Here is a 17,663-nt window from a genome sequence, read left to right as displayed (position 1 = left end):
ACAACTAGTTATCCCTACCATTATAGGTGCTTTTGGTAATTTTTGTTTTTTTGCCCCGAAATAGACCAATTATTGTTACCTTACGGACTCAAATATTAACCATTAAATTATATTTATCATGAGCGTAAAAGCGAAATATCAACCTGTATTGGACCTTGGAGAGCAATTAGGTATTAAAGACGGAAATGTGACCGTAGAGGGTGATACTTTAAAAGTGAAAGGTGAAGCCAACACCCCATACGAAAAAGATATCCTATGGGACAAAATAAAGGAAATTGGTGGAGAGCATCCATCAGATATTAAAGCCAACATTACCGTAAGCGATGATTCTGTTTACCACAGACACACTGTTAAAAGTGGTGAGTCTCTAAGTAAAATCGCCAAGCATTACTACGGCGACCCTATGAAGTACAAAGAAATATTTTCTGCAAATACCAATGTATTGAGCAACCCAGATGTTATTCACCCTGATCAGGTATTGGTGATACCAAAATTGTAGGTAAAATATTTTCTCTATAAAATAAAAAAAACCGTTAGCCTTGCTAACGGTTTTTTTATATCTAATTATTAATAATCCTCAAGGCGTGCTCATATATTCTTTCAAATTGCTGCACCAACCCAAGATCACTATTATCAAACTCTATAGCATCTTTTGCCTTTGTTAAAGGAGATACTTCTCTATGTGAGTCGATATAGTCCCTGTTTTGCACATTCTCTAGAATATCTTCATAATTAACGTCCTCTCCCCTATCCAAAAGTTCCTTATACCTGCGAACCGCCCTTTTTTCGGGAGAAGCTGTCATAAAAACCTTGAGTTCGGCATCGGGAAAAACTACCGTTCCTATATCCCTGCCGTCCATGACAATGCCTTTCTCTTTTCCCATTTCTTGCTGAAGGGACACCAACTTAGACCTCACCTCTCTTACTTCAGAGACAGGAGAAACATTTCTGGACACCTCTAAGCTTCTTATCTGTTTTTCTACGTTTTTACCGTTCAAGTACATTTCGGCAAAACCAACGCTCGGATTAAAAACAAATTTCAACTCTATATCATCAAGTGCTGCGACCAAAGCTTCTTTGTCTACGCCTTCTTCGGAAATCATGCCATTTTCCATGGCATATAACGTAACCGCCCTGTACATAGCTCCTGTATCCACATAAACATATTCAAGCTCTTTGGCCAATTGCTTGGCCAACGTACTTTTACCGGTAGACGAAAATCCGTCGATCGCTATAGTAATCTTTTTCATATTATAAAGGTAACAAGAAAACCATTGCTATAGCTTCTTTGCGTTCTTAACATCTTGATCGGTCAAGGCAATATCTATCACCTCGTACATCTCTTTTACGTAATGAAAAGTAAGCCCCTTCAAATACGACTCTTTAATCTCTTTAATATCCCTTTCATTATCGGCACATAGAATAATTTCCTTTATCCTTGCTCTTTTGGCCGCCAAGATCTTCTCTTTAATACCACCTACGGGCAATACTTTACCCCTTAAGGTAATTTCCCCCGTCATGGCCAAACTTTTCTTCACCCTTTTTTGGGTGAACAATGACACCAAAGATGTCAACATGGTTATACCGGCACTTGGCCCATCTTTTGGCGTTGCACCTTCGGGCACGTGAATATGTACATTGTACTTATCAAAAACCTCGGGATCGATACCAAATCTTTCGGCATTCGATTTTATATACTCCATTGCAATGGTGGCTGACTCTTTCATCACCTTGCCCAGGTTTCCGGTAATGCTCATATTGCCCTTACCTTTTGACAGTATAGACTCTATAAACAAAATATCTCCCCCAACACTGGTCCAGGCCAAACCGGTTACCACACCGGCCACTTCGTTGTTCTCATATTTGGTACGTTCCATTTTTGGTGCACCAAGAACCTTGATTATATCCTCGTTGCTAACCTTAACATCGTAATCTTCTTCGGTGGCAATGGATTTGGCCGCATAACGTACCATTTTGGCTATTTGCTTTTCTAAAGAACGAACACCCGATTCTCTTGTATAGCCTTCCACGATTTTCTCTAGCTGTGGCTTACCTATCTTCAAATGCGAAGCATCCAAACCATGTTCCTCTAGCTGTTTTGGCAACAAATGTTTTTTGGCTATTTCTACCTTTTCCTCTATCGTGTAACCACTAACGTTTATAATTTCCATTCTATCCCTTAGAGCTGGTTGAATGTCTCCCAAATTATTTGCGGTAGCCACGAACATTACCTTTGAAAGGTCATAGCCCATTTCTAAAAAGTTATCATAGAAATCATTGTTTTGCTCTGGATCTAATACTTCCAACATTGCAGAAGAAGGATCGCCCTGACTGCTATTGGACAACTTGTCTATTTCATCCAAAATAAAAACAGGATTAGAAGTACCGGCTTTCTTGATGCTCTGAATAATTCTACCCGGCATGGCCCCTATATACGTCTTTCTATGACCACGAATTTCCGCTTCGTCCCGTAAACCACCTAAAGACATACGTACATACTCTCTACCCAAAGCCTCTGCGATGGATTTACCCAAAGATGTCTTACCAACTCCCGGAGGTCCATATAAGCACAAAATGGGCGATTTCATGTCGTTTCTTAATTTTAAGACGGCCAAATACTCTATTATACGCTTCTTAACATCCTCTAGACCGTAATGGTCACGATCTAAAATACGTTGCGCTCTTTTAAGATCGAACTTATCTTTAGAAAATTCGTTCCAAGGTAGATCCAGCAACAGATCTAAATAGTTTCTTTGAATAGAATACTCCGCTACTTGAGGGTTCATGCGTTGCATTTTTGCAAGCTCCTTGTCAAAATGCTCCTTAACCTTTTTGCCCCACTTTTTCTTTTTGGCCCTTTCGCGCATTTCCTCAAACTCCTCATCATGGGAAACACCACCCAACTCTTCTTGAATGGTCTTCATTTGCTGATGAAGAAAATATTCTCGTTGTTGTTGGTCCAAATCACTTCTCACCTTCGATTGTATATCGTTCTTCAGCTCTAGCTTCTGAAGCTCTACGTTCATATACTTCAATGTGGCCAAGGCTCTTTCTTGCAAATCGCCAATTTCTAAAAGTGCCTGTTTCTCTTTTACACCAAGGTTTAGGTTCGAAGAAACAAAGTTGATCAAGAAAGAATCGCTCTGAATATTCTTTATGGCAAAAGATGCCTCGCTCGGTATATTTGGATTGTCTTTGATTATTTTTAAAGATAAATCCTTGATAGACTCTATAATGGCCAAAAACTCTTTGTTGTTCCTGTCCGGCCTAACCTCTTCCGTTTCCCGTATCGTTGCCGTCATATACGGTTTCTTGGTAAGAACCTCAGCGATTTCAAAACGTTTTTTACCTTGAATGATCACTGTAGTATTACCATCGGGCATTTGTAGCACCCTTAAAATTCTGGCCACCGTACCCAAGGTATTTATATCGTTTACATCAGGATTCTCGGTTTGCTCATCTTTTTGAGAAACCACCCCGATAACCTTACTGCCATTATTGGCATCCTTTATCAACTGAATAGACTTGTCCCTTCCGGCAGTGATAGGTATTACAACCCCTGGAAACAATACAGTATTCCTTAAAGGCAAAATTGGCAGGGTCTCTGGCAACTGCTCACTGTTCATTTGCTCCTCGTCTTCCGCCGTTAGCAACGGTATTAACTCGGACTCCTCATCAATTCCTTGTAAGGACATATTGTCAAAATTTGAAAATTTAGAATCTCCCATACTCATATATCGGTCATTCTGTCATTAAAATAACAGAAACATTTAATTGTTAAATATTAAAAAACCCTAGAAAGACCTTGTCTACAGGGTTAAGCAAGATTTATTACCTTACCTCTATATGATTATTTCAATTCTTGTGCCATTCGTTATAAACGAGCATAAATAGTTGTTTTCTTCTCCCTGGAATAACAGCTACGAGCCTTTGCAGAAATGCCTAAGTCTTTCCTTTATATATTGCGGACCACTTTACAGGGGTTCCCCATGGCGAGCACATTGTCCGGCACATCTTTGACCACCACACTGCCCGCCCCTATGGTAACATTGTCGCCAATGGTTACGCCCGGACAGATAATGGCATTGCCACCGATCCAAACATTATTACCTATGGTAACAGGTTTGCTAAATGTCAAATAAGTCGATCCATCAGGTTTCTCAATTATTCTTTCAGATGCTTTTAACGGATGTGTTGCCGTGTATATCTGTACATAAGGGGCTATGAGTCCATTTTTGCCAATAGTGATCCTATTGTTGTCCAAAAACATACAATTGGTGTTCACAAAAGTATTTTCACCTATATGGATATTAGTGCCATAATCACAGAAAAAAGGAATTTCTACCCACACACCAGAACCTTTCTTGCCAAAAAGAGCTGACAGTATTCTTTCTCTATCTTCACTCTGATCAGAATCTAAATTATTGTACTGCTTTAACAACCTTCTGGCATTATGATACATTGCCAATAGTTCGGCGTCTCTAGAGTTGTAATAGTCACCCTTTAACATTTTTTGTTTTTCCGTCACCTCCTATTTATTTTAATGTACAGATTGATTTAATCTTAATAATTAGCTGAATTTATAAAATCTTTTCTCCTAAACTGTAACAAAGCGTAAATTGAATCATCTATAAGACAAACCAATCACTTTTTTGAGCCAAAGAAAAGTACATATTGATGCATTGTTGCAATCGTGCATGGAAGGTAAGCGAAGTGCGCAACTAGAGGTTTACAATCGATATTACAAAGCTATGTACAACACTGCTTTACGTATTGTAAAAGATAGTGCGGAAGCTGAAGACATTATGCAAGAATCGTTTTTAAACGCGTTTACGAAACTGCATACTTTCAAAGGTGAAGTAACTTTCGGTGCCTGGCTTAAGCGAATTGTAATAAACAACAGTATTTATCATTACAAAAAGCAACAGAAAAAAAATGAAGTTGCCCTAAATGATATAATGTACAAGGTCGAAGATAATGATGAAATTACTTCGGATCATGTGTTTACGGAACAAAAGGCTCAAAAAGTGATGGAAACCATGAAACGTCTAAAAGATAATTACAGAATTTCTTTGACCTTACATTTAGTAGAAGGATACGACTATGAAGAAATATGTGCTATAATGAATTTAAGTTATGCCAATTGCAGAACTACGATCTCTAGGGCAAAAGAAAGTTTAAGAAAACAATTGTTAACAGCTAATTGATGGAAAAGGACAATTTAGAAGAACTGTTTAAAAATATGCAAGGTGCCTTTGATACTGAAGAACCCGCTAAAGGGCATCAAATGCGATTTTTAGAAAAATTGAACAGCACAGGAGAAAAGGCCACTACCGTAACTAAGAAAAAATCTTGGTTATGGAAACCGTTATCCATTGCAGCTTCGATAGCCATACTTCTTGGTCTGGCATATGGTCAACTAAACAGCAATACGAGCCTAGAAAACCAAGTAGCGGAGATTTCGCCCGAAGTTGCCAAAAGTCAGTTTTATTTTGCAAGTTTAATAGAAGAGCAGGTAAAGGAACTGGAAGCCGAAGAGACCCCGGAAACCAAGAAAATTATTTCCGATACCATGGTGCAGTTGAAAACATTGGAAACAGACTATCAAAATTTAGAAAAAGAACTGATAAAAGGTGGCAACAGCAAATTGATCTTAAGTGCAATGATCACCAACTTTCAAACAAGAATTGATTTATTGAATGATGTTTTGAGTCAAATCGAAACAATTAAAAATCTAAAGAATTATAATGATGAAAACTTTACTATTTAAATACAGCCTACTGATCCTATTACTAAGTCCGGGATTATTATTGGCCCATGACGGCAAGCTACGTGGCAAGTACACCAAAGAAAAAACGATCAAGAAAGAGTTTAACGTAAATTCGGACGCCCTGTTAAAAGTAGACAACAATTATGGCAACCTTACCATTACCTCTTGGAACGAAAATAGAATAATGATAGAGGTACATATAAAGACCAATGGTAACAACGAGGAAAAAGTACAGCGAAAACTAGACGATATATCGGTATCGTTCGAAGCCAGCAAAAGCATGGTTTCCGCCGAAACCATCTTCAATAACAGAAAAAGTGGCTGGGGCTGGAACTGGGGCAACAACAATAATGTAAACATGCAAATCAACTACACCATTAAACTGCCGGTCAAGAACAGCATAAATCTAGACAATGATTATGGCAACATTATCTTGGACCGCATAGATGGACACGCAAAAATAAGTTGCGATTATGGCAGATTGGAAATTGGCGAACTAAGAGGCCGTAACAATCAATTAAATTTCGATTACACCTCCAATTCCAGTATTGCTTATATAAATAGCGGAGAGATCAGAGCAGATTACTCTGGCTTTACCATAGAAAAAGCAGGAAACCTTATCATTAACTCTGATTATACCAATGCCCGAGTGGGAAAAATGGAGAATCTGGAGTACACTAGTGACTATGGCAAAATGGAAGTAGAAGAAGTAAACAACGTAAAAGGGAACGGAGATTACATTACGGTGAAAATGGGTACAATACACGGTAATGTGGATATTGTTTCCGATTATGGATCCATACGGATAAACGAATTGGCAGAAGATGCAGGTAATGTTTCCATTAGAACCGATTATACCGGCGTAAAGATCGGTTATAACCCTAATTATCATTTCGATTTTGATATCACCACCAGCTATGCAGGAGTAAAGGGAAAAGATGATTTTGAAATAAACATAAGTATAGAAAAATCCTCTTCTAAGCACTACGAAGGATACTACGGAAGCCAAGGAAGTGGCAACAGGATCACCCTAGACAGCGACTATGGGGGCATAAGTTTTACCAAAAATTAATATCAATCAAAAGCTGAATCTTTTCAGTATTAAATCAATATAAAATGAAAAAAGTCACAACACTATTATTTGTATTTGCAATTACGGTATCATGTGCCGGCCAATGGGGAAAATCCATAAAAGGAAACGGGGAAAATGTAACTATTGATAGATCTACCGCAGATTATGACGCAATTGCCGTTTCTGGATGGTTCGATGTGGATCTGGTAGATGGTAATGAAGGTAACATTACTTTAGAGGGAGAATCCAATCTTTTGGAATATATCGTTACCGAAGTAAAAAGTGGAAAACTGGTCATCAAAACAAAAAAAGGTGTCAATCTTAAACCATCTAATTGGAACAATGGCATACGTATTACCGTTCCGATAGAAAAGATCGATGCCATTTCTTTATCCGGTTCGGGAGATATTGTAAGCAAAACCACCATCAAAGGAAATAACTTAAGTACTGCCATGTCCGGATCCGGAGACATCACCTTAAAAGTAGATACACAATCTTTAAGTGCAAGTATGTCAGGTTCGGGCGATATTACCCTGAGCGGAAGCACCCAAGACTTTGAAGCGACCATCTCCGGTAGTGGAGACATAAAGGCCTTTGATATGGAGGCCGACAATGTAAATGCCACCGTATCCGGTTCTGCAGATATTAAGGTAACCGCCAATAAAACATTAAAAGCTCGGGTCTCAGGGTCTGGGGATATTACATATAGGGGCAACCCCACTAAACTAGATACCAAAACTTCTGGATCTGGAGACATCTCAAAAGGTTAAATCAAATCAACGAACAATCGATAACTGTAGAGCCCCTTATTTTTAAGGGGCTTTTTATTTCTTAACCCTAAAGAGCATGAGCATACCCGCCAAGAAAAATATACCCAAAAAGATAATGGCATTGCGCATGCTACCGGTATACTGCGCTATAAACCCATATATAAAAGTACCTATTACTATACCTATTTTTTCTGCCACATCATAAAAGCTAAAAAAAGAAGCGGTATCTTTTGTCGGCGGTATAAACTTAGAATACGTTGATCGCGATAATGCCTGTATACCCCCCATAACAAGGCCGACACAACCGGCCGCTATGTAAAAATCAACAGGGGTAATTACAAAATAAGCATAAATACATATAGACACCCATAGACCGTTCACGACTACCAAGGTTATAATATTACCAAAATTCTTTGATGCCCATGCGGTAACTGAAGCCCCTAGGATAGCTACTATCTGAATTACCAGAATACTCACGATAAGACCCGTGGTACGTTCTGAATCGGTTCCCCATTGGATCTCCTCTTCCCCAAAATAAGTAGCTATCAGCATTACGGTCTGTACCGCCATGCTATAAACAAAAAAAGCGCCTAAATAGCGTTTTAGATGAACTTGCCCCCCCAATTGATGCCATACCGACCTCAACTCTTTAAAACCGTTTAAAATTATATGTGTACGGTTTCCTTCTCGTTTGTTTCCTTCCGGTAAATAATAAAAGCTGTATTGAGCAAAAACGATCCACCAAATACCTACCGAAACGAACGAATATTTCATGGCCTTTACCTCGGCAATACCGTTCACATCCGTAATTATACCGAATAGGCTCGGGTTCATGATCATGGCAAGGTTAACGATGAGCAACAAAACACTGCCTACATACCCTAACGAAAAGCCTTTTGCACTGATCGCATCTTGTTGTTCGGGGAAAGCTACATCCGGCAAATACGAATTATTAATGGCAAAACTTACCCAAAAACCCACTAAGCCCAAAAAGTAGCACAATAAGCCTATATAAATATTCTCTAATGAGAACCAATATAGACCAATACATGAAAGCCCCCCCAGATAACAAAAAAACTTCATGAAGATCTTTTTGTTTCCCAGATAATCCGCTACCCCAGAAATCAGCGGGGTAATAATGGCAATAAATATAAAAGCAAGGGAAGTGGTATAACTGATTAGTGGAGCGCGTGCTATTTCACCCCCAAAAACGGTTACCTTTTCTATCTCGGCAACACGAAACAAAGCTCCATAAAATATCGGAAAAACGGCGGAGGAAATGACCAGACTATATACAGAATTGGCCCAATCGTAGAAAGCCCAAGCGTTCAATAATTTTTTACTCCCTTTTAATACTAATGCTTTGGACATTCTAATAAATAATAAAGCCGTTCTTTTAGAACGGCCTCAATATACAATAAAGGTTTGTTTATTTAAAACTGGTAACACCAAATTTGGCCGCTTCCGCCGCTGCTTCGGGCGCCCAAACAGTAAGGTTGTTTATTCTTGTATCGTTAGATGGGTGCGTACTCATGAACTCTGGTGGAGCCTCTCCTCCACTATTTGCTTTCATTCTTTTCCATAATTCGGCCGCTTCGTAAGGGTCATATCCTGCGATTGCCATAATCTGTAATCCAATCCGATCCGCCTCGGTCTCATGACTTCTACTAAACGGAAGCATACCCAAATACTGAGATCCAACACCATAGGCTTGGTTAAAAATACTTAAGGCCTTATCATCTTTTATGGCGACATTGCCCGCTACGGCACCTACCTGTTGTAAAGTACCGGCACTCATACGTTGAGCTCCATGATCCGCCAATGCATGTGCAACTTCGTGCCCCATTACAACTGCGACCCCTGTTTCTGTCTGTGTTATAGGCAATATACCGGTATAGAAAACAATTTTACCTCCTGGCATACACCATGCATTCACAGTTTCGTCATCTACCAAATTATACTCCCATTTATAATCGCTTAAATACCCAGGATAGCCATTTGCCGACAACCAACGCTCGGCAGCGGCCGATATACGTTGCCCTACCCTGGTGATCATATGGGCTTCGCTGGTACCGGTTATTACCTTATTCTCGCCCAAAAACTGATCATATTGGGCAAACGCTGTTGGAAATATTTGACTGTTAGGATAAAAATTCAATGTTTTTTGCCCTGTAAAAGGGTTGACCTTGCAGGCTGAAACAGCCAGCAAAAGACCTAGTGCTAAAAGTGATTTTCTCATGGTTATTGTGTTTAAAAAGGGCTGAAAATTACGAAAATATTATTTTGCCATTAGATGCAAAAGCGTAAAATTTTTGTCAATATGCAATGCATTGTCCTCATCTGATAAAACCGACTCTAAAGGTACTTCTTCATTATCTATCTGAATTCTTCCGATCTCAAAAGGCAGCCCATGAAAATTAAATTTCAAAGTTTCATATTGCGTTACAAAACTGCCGTCCTTAAATTGCTGAATGGTCAAGGAATTATCTTTTCCCGTTAATTTAAAGTTTCTTAACGAGTATCGTCCTTTCTTATAATCATAACCGTCTTGGGCGTCTTCATATACCATCGAAGTTTCTACCCCTATCTTAAAATAGGTTTCCAAGACAAGTTCTTTTATCTCCAATTCGCCTACATACTGTTGAACGGGATATTTAGGTATAATGGACCCCTCAATTACATAAACGGGAATCGTATCTATATCTGCCTGTATCCATCGTTCTTTTCCCCCATCCAGTATATCATCTGTCCAAAAATCATACCATCTTCCTTTTGGAAAATACATTCTTCTTCCCTGAGCATTCGGCTCTTGGATCGGACATACCAAAATTTGATCCCCAAATATAAACTCGTCGGTTCTAAAATGTGTTTGGGCATCTTCTTGATCAAAAAACACCAATGGCTTTAACATTGGCACATACTCTTTGCTGTATTTATAGAACATGGTATACAGATATGGCAACAATTGATATCTGATCTCTATAAACTTCCGTACGATATCAGTAATTTCTGAACCAAACGACCACGGTTCTTGATCACCATGATCACCACTGGAGTGTACCCTACAAAATGGATGAAATATACCCAATTGAACCCATCTTAAGAACAATTCTCCATTGGGTTGTTCGGCAAACCCGCCAATATCGGAACCAACAAAAGAGTAGCCGCTCATACACATACGCTGCATTTGAACATTCGCGATCCATAGATGCTCCCAAGTCGCCACATTATCACCGGTCCAGGTAGAAGAATATCTTTGTGTTCCAGAAAATGCCGCCCTTGTAATTACAAAGGGTCTTTTGGGATACACATATTTTTTTACCCCCTCATAAGTGGCACGTACCATCTGCATTCCATAAATATTGTGTGCCTTTCTATGTGTACAGGGGTGGCCATCATAATCATGTCTAGTATCTAAAGGGGCCGTCTTGCTGGGCACTTCCATTACCGCGGGCTCGTTCATATCGTTCCAAACGGCATGCACCCCTATATCGGACATAAATTCTTTGTACAGCTCGGCCCACCATTCCCTTACTTTAGGATTTGTAAAATCTGGAAAATTACATTCTCCCGGCCATACTTTGCCCTGCATTAACGGGCCATCACCACGTTTGCAGAAATAATCGTTTTCCAAGGCTTCCCTATACACCCAATAATCGCGATCTATCTTAATGCCCGGATCGATCATTACTACAGTCTTGAAACCCTCTTCCTCTAGCTCGCTTACCATTCTTTTTGGATCGGGAAAATGATTTTTATCCCAAGTAAAGCATCTAAAACCATCCATGTAATCTATATCCAAATAAATGGCATCGCACGGAATACGGAGCTCTCTAAACTGTCTGGTAATTTCCTTTACGTTACTCTCTGGGTAATAACTCCATTTGGATTGATGGAAGCCCAACGCCCATAACGGAGGAAGTTCTGGAGTGCCGGTTAAACTTGAATAGGCAGACACAACATTTGACATACTTGGGCCGTAACAAAAATAATAATTCATTTCGCCGCCATCGGCCCAAAAACTGGTCGTATTCCTTTTTTCATGGGCGAAGTCGAAATGTGTTCTAAAACTATTATCAAAGAAAATACCATATGCCTTGCCCTTGTTCAACCCTATATAAAATGGTATGGCCTTGTACAATGGATCTTGGTCTTTGCCATAGGCATATTGGTCCATTACCCAATTCTGAACACGCTTTCCCTTTAAATTACTGTGAACGGCCTTATCGCCCATTCCGAAAAAGCTTTCACCGGTCTGGGTAATTTTACTCATTTTAACCGTGTTACCACCATACTCGTAGTTTTCCTCCCAGTGAAAACCGAGTTCATCTTCATTTATAATATTCCCTTCCAGGTCTGAAACCTGTGTACGTAAACTGCTCTTATCAACCAAAATACTTACCCTGGCCGTTCTTATCACATAATCGGTATCATTCTCTACAACCTCCAATGTACTGTAGCCCATAGTAGCCTCGGGGTCTATGGCATAGGAAAAGTCCGGTTCAAAAATATGATTGGTAGCATACCTAAAGCGTATGACACTTCCCCTTAAAATAGTTATCTGAAGTATGACCCCGTTCTCGGTAGTAAAATATAATTTGTCGTTGTCTTGATAAAAATCGACTATATGATTAGGGTAAAGATTACCCTTATATTCCAATTCCGTATTTGTAATCATAACTTTAGAATTTTGATATCCGCAAAAGAAGGACAATAACCTTTAAAAACGAAATATTAACAGTGCAATCGTACGCTACTGAAATAATTCTATTTTACCCTATTTTAAAATAACAATACCCAATGGCGGAATTGTTATTTCTATAGACCTTGGATGTCCGTGCCATGCTATCGAAGACGTTTTTATATCATGGTTCAACAATCCGGACCCTCCATATTTTGTAGCATCACTGTTCAAAATTTCTTTCAACTTTCCTTTTTTAGGCATTCCTACTCGATAATTTTCTCGAACTACCGGGGTAAAATTGCAGGCTACTATCAAATCGTTCTTAGCATCGTGCCCTTTTCTTACATAGGTCAAAACAGAGTTCTCATGATCGCTGTAATCTATCCATTGAAAACCTTCTGGACTAAACTGCTTTTCATATAATGCCGGTGAATTTTTATAGGTTTTATTCAAGTCCTTTATAAATTGTTGCACTCCCGAGTGTACCTCATAGTTCAACAAATGCCAATCTAGACTCTTCTGAAAATTCCATTCAGCGGTTTGGCCGAACTCTCCGCCCATAAACATGAGATTGGTACCGGGGTGTGTAAACATATAACCGAACAGCAACCTTAAATTGGCAAATCTTTGCCACTCGTCGCCGGGCATTCTATAGACCAACGATTGTTTTCCATAGACCACTTCATCATGCGAAAACGGCAGCATAAAATTCTCGGTAAAGGCATAGGTCATACTAAAAGTAAGATCATTCTGATGGTGTTTTCTATATATCGGTTCTTTCTTAAAGTACTCCAAGGTATCGTGCATCCAACCCATCATCCATTTCATACCAAAACCTAAGCCCCCAAGATCCACAGGTTTCGATACTCCGGCAAATGCCGTAGATTCTTCGGCTATGGTCTGTACCCCTTCAAAACTTGCATATATCTCTTGATTGAGCTCCCTGATAAACGAGATGGCTTCCAAATGCTCGTTATTGCCATAAATATTAGGCTCCCATTCACCGTCTTCCCTAGAATAATCCAAATACAACATTGAGGCTACGGCATCTACACGCAAACCGTCTACATGAAATTGTTCTAACCAAAATATGGCGTTACTGATCAAAAACGCCCGTACCTCGTTACGCCCGTAATTAAATATTAAGCTTTTCCAGTCTGGATGATAGCCTTTTCTACGATCTGGATGTTCATACAGATGGGATCCATCAAAAAAACCGAGTCCGTGTGCATCTTCAGGAAAATGGGAAGGTACCCAATCTAAAATGACCCCAATATCGTTTTGATGAAAAGTGTCTACCAATAGTTTAAATTCCTCAGGGGTGCCAAAACGTGAAGTAGGCGCAAAATACCCCGTTAATTGATAGCCCCAAGAAGGATCGTAAGGGTATTCCATTATCGGCATAAACTCTACGTGGGTATACCCCATTTCCTTTACATAGGAAACCAGCTCTTTGGCAAGTTCGGTATAGCTTAAAAAGTCATTGTCCTTTTTTCTTTTCCATGAACCTAAGTGCACTTCATAAACCGAGTATGGCCGATCCAATCCATTTTTATCCTTTCTATACCCCATCCATTCGGCATCTTTCCATTCATAGTCCGCTTGGTGGATTATAGAGGCGGTCTTTGGCGGGTGTTCGCACAACCTAGCAAAAGGATCTGCTTTTTCTGTCCATATATCATTATTGTTGGATTGTATTTTATACTTGTATATGTCCCCATGGCCTACATTAGGTATAAAACCTTCCCATATTCCGCTAGAATCCCAACGTACGTTTAATTTGTGTTCATTGGCGTCCCAATCATTAAAGTTCCCCACAACGGAAACAGATTTGGCAGAAGGCGCCCAAACAGCAAAATATGTTCCTTTTTTTCCATCCACCTCAATTACACGCGACCCTAACTTTTCGTACAAACGATAATGCTTACCACCTTTAAATAGATTGATATCAAAATCTGTAAAAAGCGAATGTGGAATTACTTTGGACATATTTATTGTAGTTTTATGGTAAATCTAATCAACTTTAAAAGAACACCGTTCTTTTATCCATTTTACTTGGCCCCTATATCTAAATTCTAGATATAATTTCTAAAATACTAAAATTGGAACGCTTTTTGAAACACCATGAATTAAATTATGATAAACCAAAAAAATAAAAAACGATGAAAAAAATAACACTTCTTTTTAGCTGTCTTTTTGCGATCATGTTCATTTCTTGTGAAGGCCCACAAGGACCTCCGGGCTATGATGGCATAGATGGCCGAGATGGCATAGATGGACAAGACGGTGTAAACATTTTAGGCCAAGTAGTAGACATACAAGGAACTTTCTCGGCAGAAAACGATTATTCCCTGTTCTATGAATTTCCACAAACTATCGAAGTATTTGAGACCGATGTGGTTCTTGTATATCTTTTATGGGACGTGACCGAGGACGGCAACGGAGACCCCGTAGATATATGGAGGCTAATGCCACAGACAAGAATCTTGGACCAAGGTTTGCTTCAATATAATTACGATTACACCTTTTTTGATGTAAATATTTTCTTGGAATCAGATTTTGACATGGGCACCTTACTCCCAGGAGACACCGACGACCAGGTGTTTAGAATTGCTATTTTGCCTGCAGACGCTGCGCAAACAGGTAAATTGGACACTTCGAACGTACATAGTGTAATGAGCACTTTAGGAGTTTCTGAAAATGAAATTCAAAAAGTAATTCTAGATTAAGATACCCAACATAAAATATCAAACTCCGCTATCTAGCGGAGTTTTTTTGTTTTGCACATATAAAACATTAATTTACAATACCTTACACCCACAATCTAAAATAAACACGTTAACTTTGAAAGTAAGATGATCTTTTCTTGACTAAAGACAAAAAGTACCGAACATATGAAAACATCAATTTTGATTACCTTCTTACTTTTGCTCACCAATTGTAAAGGAGTATCGCAGGAAAAAGAAATAGCGGCCGACGATACCGCAACTAGTGTTAAAATTCAAAAAACCGAAGCGGAGTGGAAAGCTGAGTTGACAGAAGCCGAATTTTACGTTTTAAGAAAGGCCGCTACCGAAACCCCGTTTTCCAGCAACCTTTTGGAAAACAAAAAAAAGGGAACCTATGTGTGCGCAGCCTGCAGCACTCCTCTTTTTAAGAGCGAAACCAAATTTGATTCGGGTACGGGATGGCCTAGTTTCTACAAAGAGATAGAAGGTAATGTTGCGTACGATGTTGATTACAAAATAGGGTATAAAAGAACAGAAGAACATTGTGCTACCTGCGGTGGACATCTAGGCCATGTTTTTGAAGATGGTCCTGCCCCTACCGGATTAAGGCATTGCGTTAACGGTGTGGCCTTAAAGTTTGTAGCGGACAATAACCAATAAGCTTTAAAACATTATTGTAGTTACTTTCTCGGTACTGAACAAACAAATAGGGACCAATATATTGGTTCCTATTTGTTTTATAATTCCCAGAACCTCTTTGACTACTACTATGTTATGTGGTAAAATATCACAATTGAGACAACATCCATATGTTTAATTATTTCCGACCCGAAACAAATTCCAATTTGGTTTTGTATTTTTGCACCTCAATTTTCAACTACAAAAAGAATTAAATATGAGCACTTTCGACGTTATTGTTTTAGGTAGTGGACCTGGAGGATATGTTACGGCTATCAGAGCCTCTCAACTAGGCTTTAAAACTGCTATAATTGAAAAAGAAAATTTAGGCGGTGTTTGTCTAAATTGGGGATGTATACCTACCAAGGCGTTATTAAAGTCCGCTCAGGTATTCGAATATCTAAAACATGCCGAAGATTACGGTTTAAAGGCCGAAGGTATCGACAAAGATTTTGATTCTGTAGTCAAGAGAAGTAGAAACGTTGCCGATGGTATGAGCAAGGGTGTTCAATTTCTAATGAAAAAGAACAAAATTGAAGTTATTAAGGGCTACGGAACTTTAAAATCAGGTAAAAAAGTATCTGTTAAGGCGGAAGATGGCTCAGAAACAGAATATAGTGGACAGCACATAATTATAGCTACCGGCGCCAGAAGTAGAGAATTACCGAGTTTACCACAAGACGGCAAAAAAATAATCGGTTATCGGGAGGCCATGACATTGGCCGAGCAACCAAAGAAAATGATTGTTGTGGGCAGTGGTGCCATAGGTATAGAATTTGCCTATTTCTATAATGCGATGGGGACCGAGGTTACCGTTGTTGAATACTTACCGAACATTGTACCGGTAGAAGACGAAGATGTTTCTAAACAATTGGAACGTAGCTTTAAGAAAGCCGGGGTAAAAATAATGACCTCTGCCGAAGTTACTTCTGTAGATACTTCTGGTGACGGGGTAAAAGCAACCGTAAAAACGGCCAAAGGCGAAAAAGTCTTGGAAGCCGACATTGTACTTTCTGCCGTTGGTATCAAAACAAATATCGAAAACATAGGTCTTGAGTCTGTTGGCATAGCCACGGATAGAGATAAGATTTTGGTAAATGATTATTACCAAACAAACATACCTGGCTATTATGCCATCGGAGACGTAACCCCAGGGCAAGCCTTGGCTCATGTAGCCTCTGCGGAAGGAATTCTTTGTGTAGAAAAAATCGCGGGAATGCATGTTGAACCTTTAGATTATGGAAATATTCCCGGTTGTACCTATTGTACGCCCGAGATTGCTTCAGTTGGTTTAACGGAAAAGCAGGCCAAAGAAAAAGGATTGGATATAAAAATCGGGAAATTTCCTTTTTCCGCCAGTGGTAAAGCAAAAGCTTCAGGTGCTTCTGACGGATTTGTTAAAGTTATTTTTGACGCCAAATACGGTGAGTGGCTTGGGTGCCATATGATCGGATCAGGTGTAACCGATATGATCGCCGAAGCCGTGGTCGCAAGAAAATTAGAGACTACAGGACACGAAATACTAAAAGCAGTGCACCCACACCCTACCATGAGCGAAGCTGTAATGGAAGCGGTTGCCGATGCTTATGACGAAGTAATACATTTATAACAAACATTCTCTAGGGAAAGCAGGACGTTTATAATCTTGTTTTCCCTAGATTCATATACTGCTGCATATGTTATTAAAATCTTTTAGAGCTACCGCAATACTAGAAGGTATTTCCTATCTGGCCTTATTCGGAATTACGATGCCCTTGAAATATTGGGCAGAAATTCCAGAACCCAATAAATATGTAGGGTACGCACACGGGCTGTTGTTCGTTGTTTTCATTGTACTTGCAGCCGCAGTTTGCCTAAACAAAAAGTGGGGCATTAAAAGATTTATCATTTTTGGTATCGCCTCTCTTTTACCTTTTGCCACGTTTTATGTGGAAGAAAAGTACTTAAGGTAACCTACGGT

Annotated in this window: 16 protein-coding genes; 9 read left to right on the top strand and 7 right to left on the bottom strand. The window is 39.3% G+C overall.

Annotation, left to right across the window (positions count from 1 at the left end):
- Nucleotides 1–118 precede the first annotated feature (118 nt).
- The gene (locus tag J8L85_RS08720; protein WP_211016526.1) at nucleotides 119–499 is read left to right on the top strand and encodes a LysM peptidoglycan-binding domain-containing protein; all 381 of its coding nucleotides are present in this window, start codon (nucleotides 119–121) and stop codon (nucleotides 497–499) included.
- Between the two features lie 61 nt (nucleotides 500–560).
- Here J8L85_RS08720 and cmk read toward each other — a convergent pair whose 3' ends face one another.
- The 3 genes from cmk to J8L85_RS08705 all read right to left on the bottom strand — a co-directional run bounded on the left by cmk (nucleotide 561) and on the right by J8L85_RS08705 (nucleotide 4,528).
- On the bottom strand, nucleotides 561–1,250 hold the full coding sequence (cmk, locus tag J8L85_RS08715; protein ID WP_211016525.1) for a (d)CMP kinase: 690 nt from the start codon (nucleotides 1,248–1,250) through the stop codon (nucleotides 561–563).
- Nucleotides 1,251–1,277: 27 nt separating this feature from the next.
- Nucleotides 1,278–3,728: an endopeptidase La gene (gene lon, locus J8L85_RS08710; RefSeq protein ID WP_211016524.1), complete on the bottom strand. Its 2,451-nt coding sequence runs from the start codon at nucleotides 3,726–3,728 to the stop codon at nucleotides 1,278–1,280.
- A 227-nt stretch (nucleotides 3,729–3,955) separates the two neighbouring features.
- A complete protein-coding gene (locus tag J8L85_RS08705; RefSeq protein ID WP_348771745.1) occupies nucleotides 3,956–4,528 on the bottom strand; it encodes a sugar O-acetyltransferase in 573 nt (190 codons plus the stop codon).
- Between the two features lie 124 nt (nucleotides 4,529–4,652).
- Between J8L85_RS08705 and J8L85_RS08700 the strand changes: the two genes are divergently transcribed.
- Genes J8L85_RS08700 through J8L85_RS08685 form a run of 4 tightly spaced genes read left to right on the top strand, consistent with a single transcriptional unit; the run spans nucleotide 4,653 to nucleotide 7,612 of the window.
- Complete coding sequence (locus J8L85_RS08700; protein ID WP_211016523.1) at nucleotides 4,653–5,207, top strand: RNA polymerase sigma factor; 555 nt, start codon at nucleotides 4,653–4,655, stop codon at nucleotides 5,205–5,207.
- Nucleotides 5,207–5,770: a hypothetical protein gene (locus J8L85_RS08695; RefSeq protein WP_211016522.1), complete on the top strand. Its 564-nt coding sequence runs from the start codon at nucleotides 5,207–5,209 to the stop codon at nucleotides 5,768–5,770. Before J8L85_RS08700 ends, J8L85_RS08695 begins: the two co-directional genes overlap by 1 nt.
- Nucleotides 5,751–6,842 carry a hypothetical protein gene (locus J8L85_RS08690; protein WP_211018211.1) on the top strand — a complete coding sequence of 364 codons (1,092 nt, stop codon included), beginning with the start codon at nucleotides 5,751–5,753 and terminating at the stop codon, nucleotides 6,840–6,842. The genes J8L85_RS08695 and J8L85_RS08690 overlap by 20 nt, the downstream gene beginning before the upstream one ends.
- A 44-nt stretch (nucleotides 6,843–6,886) precedes the next feature.
- Nucleotides 6,887–7,612 (top strand): head GIN domain-containing protein, encoded by a 726-nt coding sequence (locus tag J8L85_RS08685; protein WP_211016521.1) that lies wholly within the window; start codon nucleotides 6,887–6,889, stop codon nucleotides 7,610–7,612.
- 54 nt (nucleotides 7,613–7,666) lie between these two features.
- Here the strand turns inward: J8L85_RS08685 and J8L85_RS08680 are convergent, their stop codons facing one another.
- The 4 genes from J8L85_RS08680 to glgB all read right to left on the bottom strand — a co-directional run bounded on the left by J8L85_RS08680 (nucleotide 7,667) and on the right by glgB (nucleotide 14,285).
- Entirely contained in the window at nucleotides 7,667–8,983 is a 1,317-nt protein-coding gene (locus J8L85_RS08680) for an MFS transporter (RefSeq protein WP_211016520.1), read from the bottom strand.
- 58 nt (nucleotides 8,984–9,041) lie between these two features.
- The gene (locus J8L85_RS08675) at nucleotides 9,042–9,851 is read right to left on the bottom strand and encodes a M48 family metallopeptidase (protein WP_211016518.1); all 810 of its coding nucleotides are present in this window, start codon (nucleotides 9,849–9,851) and stop codon (nucleotides 9,042–9,044) included.
- A gap of 39 nt (nucleotides 9,852–9,890) precedes the next feature.
- Nucleotides 9,891–12,290, bottom strand: coding sequence for a glycoside hydrolase family 31 protein (locus tag J8L85_RS08670; RefSeq protein WP_211016515.1), 2,400 nt, complete (start codon nucleotides 12,288–12,290; stop codon nucleotides 9,891–9,893).
- Between the two features lie 99 nt (nucleotides 12,291–12,389).
- Complete coding sequence (glgB, locus tag J8L85_RS08665) at nucleotides 12,390–14,285, bottom strand: 1,4-alpha-glucan branching protein GlgB (protein WP_211016513.1); 1,896 nt, start codon at nucleotides 14,283–14,285, stop codon at nucleotides 12,390–12,392.
- A gap of 173 nt (nucleotides 14,286–14,458) precedes the next feature.
- Between glgB and J8L85_RS08660 the strand changes: the two genes are divergently transcribed.
- The 4 genes from J8L85_RS08660 to J8L85_RS08645 all read left to right on the top strand — a co-directional run bounded on the left by J8L85_RS08660 (nucleotide 14,459) and on the right by J8L85_RS08645 (nucleotide 17,655).
- Nucleotides 14,459–15,025 carry a collagen-like protein gene (locus J8L85_RS08660; RefSeq protein WP_211016511.1) on the top strand — a complete coding sequence of 189 codons (567 nt, stop codon included), beginning with the start codon at nucleotides 14,459–14,461 and terminating at the stop codon, nucleotides 15,023–15,025.
- Nucleotides 15,026–15,190: 165 nt separating this feature from the next.
- Nucleotides 15,191–15,685: a peptide-methionine (R)-S-oxide reductase MsrB gene (gene msrB / locus J8L85_RS08655; protein WP_211016509.1), complete on the top strand. Its 495-nt coding sequence runs from the start codon at nucleotides 15,191–15,193 to the stop codon at nucleotides 15,683–15,685.
- Between the two features lie 235 nt (nucleotides 15,686–15,920).
- On the top strand, nucleotides 15,921–17,312 hold the full coding sequence (lpdA, locus tag J8L85_RS08650; RefSeq protein ID WP_211016507.1) for a dihydrolipoyl dehydrogenase: 1,392 nt from the start codon (nucleotides 15,921–15,923) through the stop codon (nucleotides 17,310–17,312).
- 67 nt (nucleotides 17,313–17,379) lie between these two features.
- On the top strand, nucleotides 17,380–17,655 hold the full coding sequence (locus tag J8L85_RS08645) for a DUF3817 domain-containing protein (RefSeq protein WP_211016505.1): 276 nt from the start codon (nucleotides 17,380–17,382) through the stop codon (nucleotides 17,653–17,655).
- The last annotated feature ends 8 nt before the right edge of the window (nucleotides 17,656–17,663 follow it).

This window comes from Maribacter sp. MMG018 (assembly GCF_018100785.1).
GTDB lineage: Bacteria > Bacteroidota > Bacteroidia > Flavobacteriales > Flavobacteriaceae > Maribacter.
This window is presented reverse-complemented; position numbering and strand designations above follow the sequence as displayed.